Source organism: Streptomyces adustus (assembly GCF_009377175.1).
Lineage (GTDB): Bacteria > Actinomycetota > Actinomycetes > Streptomycetales > Streptomycetaceae > Streptomyces > Streptomyces adustus.
The window spans coordinates 1-2,915 of the sequence record NZ_VJZD01000480.1 but is presented as its reverse complement, the minus strand read 5'-3'; the positions used below and the strand labels follow the sequence as shown (position 1 = coordinate 2,915).

The following is a 2,915-nucleotide window of genomic DNA, read 5'->3' as shown; positions in this document are numbered from 1 at the left end:
GCTCCGCAGACACGTCGCGGCGTCGCTACGCGACGCTTCCCGGCGCTGCGCGCCGGCGGCTCCAGGCTCCGCCCGGAGCGGGCTGCCACTCCGTGGCAGCCCTGTCGTACCAACGCTCCGCGCTGGTACGGGGTCTGACCGCTCCGCGGTCAGGAGAAAAGCGCAGCAGCAAGGGAGGGGTGGCTGAACGGCGAGCCCGTCGCATGGAAGTGACGGGATGTCACTTCCATGCTGTGCGTCAAAGCTGATGGTGGGCTAGATCCTGGGATGGAACTCCGTCTCCACTCCGCCGCGAGAATGCGTCAGATTCCAGGCAGGGATACTTTCTGGGCTCGCCCCATACCTCCACTCAAGACCGAGGCGAATGCCAGGGAGCGCCCCCGGGGCGGTGACTCTCCGCACTCTTATCACGGCGTAAGAATGGCTGGTTTCCTCGGCATAATGTACCGCCCTATTCCATGGACGAAGGTGTCGAAATAAAATGGAATTCCTGGCGGAGCGGCAACTTCGCCAGGGGGTAATTCTCCTACGACACAAAGGATGTTCCATCATGGTGCAGCTGCCGCCGGTTTCTCTCGATGTTTTCGATGAGGCCCGGAAAGAGGCGTACGTGATTTTGGCCCGCGTCATGGCGCGGCTGGCTCGGGGTGAGCACGTGGTGCGGCTCGGAGTCACGGTGGACGGTATGGAACGGCCGCTGTCGGCGACGCTGCCGCTGACTGTCGAGGGTGAGGGCACCGCCGACGATCTGATCGGTGCGGAGGAGCGGTACTTCGAGAACGCGGCGTTCCTGCTGGCTTGCGGGCTGGCGCAGCGGCTGTCGTACGGCGTGATGTATCTGCGCTCCCCCTCCGGGGGCGTGGAGGGCCCGGCGTATGTGATCCGGGCGTGGCGTCTGCGGTGGGCGTCGCTGGCGGAGTGCACGGCGGCGGAGGCGGCCGAGCTGATCGGGGATCGTGAACCGGCTTTGTTCGAGGACGCGTTCAGCCTCCAGGACGACGAGGCGATCTACCCGCCGGTGGCCTACGAGATCCCCTAGAGCCCCTGTCAGCGGGCCGGGATGGCGACCTGGCCCGCACCCCTGCGGCGCGGAGCGTCGCAGAGACCGTGAGGGGCGGCCCGCACAGCGGGCCGCCCCTCACGCATTGCGTAGCAATGCCACGGCTGCATTTCCGCCGCGTAGCGGCGGCGCGTCGTGTCTGCGGAGCAGACCGCGCGCAGGTGAAATAGGAATACGGATTGGCGTATGGATGCTGCGCCGGGAATTTCCGCGTGTGGCGTCTAAGGCTGGCGGGGAATTGTATATCTCCGGGAGGTCGGCAAACCTGGTCCGGATAATTCCCCGCCAGCTGTCTCTCCTACGAGACGTTTCCAGAATACGGGATGTTCCCCGACGCCGGGCCCCAAGTCAGACTGAGAACGGCCGGGCCCGCGGCACACGCCCGAGGGTTAGGCTTGCACGCGGGAGCCCGCACTCACCTCAAACTTGCTCAGGCCCTATGAGGATGGAGTGACGCAGATCGCGTAGGCGTAGATGGTCCCCGTCCCTGTACCGATGTTGCGGGCGCCGGCGTACCACAGCGTGGGGTCGTTGTTATCGGGCCTCGAGTACTCGGTGTCCCATGGGCCACCGAACCATGTGATACCTCCCCCCGTGGTGACCTTTCCCGGTGGGCAGGTCGCCGTGGCGTTGCCGACTTCGCCCGGGGGGACATCAGTGCCGTTGAACACAACCTCACGGCCGGACAGACCGCCAGACCCTGTTGCGCCTGTGGCACCAGTCGGGCCGGTCGCTCCGGTAGCGCCCGTTGATCCGGTAGCGCCGGTCGCACCAGTGGCGCCTCCACCTGGACCCGTTGGTCCGGTCGCACCGGTAGCGCCTTGGGTGCCGACTCCGGTTGCCCCCGTGGCGCCCGTGGCGCCCGTCGCTCCGGTCGCTCCGGTAGCGCCCGTTGATCCGGTAGCGCCGGTCGCACCAGTGGGGCCCGTGGCGCCCTTCGCACCATCAGCGCAGTGGCGTTCGCTCCAGAAGTCTGGGCGGAACGCAGGCTTGTCGTGGTGCTCCCCGTCCCGGCACTCGTCGCCTCCACCACCCACACGGCTCAATACGCTCGCACGGTCTCTGATGCTGTGCGCTACAGCCACGGCCGGGCTGACCAATCCAGTTGCCAGGATGAGTGTGGCCGAGGCGATTGTGCCGCCTTGGATCCACTTGGATCGACGGGGCAGCGGGCCCAATCGGGACGCCCTTCCGGGTTCAGACTTCACGAAGGTCCTCCTTCTCTTGATCGATCCGGGACCGCAAGCCCGGAACCGGAGATGATCTTGACCGGTATGCCTTGAAGTGATTGGCGATAGCGGGTGGGGCGCGCAGATCCGTCGGTGAATCAGCGCAACGAGTAAGTCCGCATGGATCAAAAACACTCTTGTGTGATCTCTATGCCGTGCCGCAGCCCCTAGCCGCAATCTTGGAATCGCTCTCCCGGACCTCCAACCGCCGCTGCGCCTGTCAGACGTTCCCGCAAGAGGTCGTTGAGCGCAGCCACCGAAGACGTGGTGCGCCCCGTTGACCGCGCACCACGCAGCCGTGCGGCGGTCCCGCCTCTTCGCTTCCCTGCCTCCCTGCCAGGTCGCAGCGTCCGGCGTTCGGGTCGCGCGGAGGCTGGCTGGCGACGCGCGAGGAGAGGTGGCCGTTCCGATCCCCCGAGGCTCGCCGCCCTACCCGCCCCTACCTCCCTTCCTTTCCCTGGCTTGTGCTGGGTGCGGGGGTGTGCAGAGGGGGATGTCTGGGTGCCGACCACGCCCGAGCAGCATGGTGACCTGCGGAAACTCCGTCAGGTGTCGGGAGAAGACCGACAGTTGTGGTCGGGGTTGTCGGAGGGGTGGCCTGCGGGGTTGTGGGCGTGGTCGGGGGC

1 protein-coding gene is annotated in these 2,915 nt (G+C 66.6%); it reads left to right on the top strand.

Annotated features, from left to right (window positions below; translation table 11 throughout):
- The first annotated feature begins 550 nt into the window (after positions 1-550).
- Positions 551-1,039: a hypothetical protein gene (locus tag FNH09_RS45825; protein WP_152895785.1), complete on the top strand. Its 489-nt coding sequence runs from the start codon at positions 551-553 to the stop codon at positions 1,037-1,039.
- Positions 1,040-2,915 lie beyond the last annotated feature (1,876 nt).

Excerpts from the sequence above, each read along its gene's own strand:
- FNH09_RS45825 (WP_152895785.1), top strand. The coding sequence starts at position 551 with ATGGTGCAGCTGCCGCCGGTTTCTCTCGATGTTTTCGATGAGGCCCGG.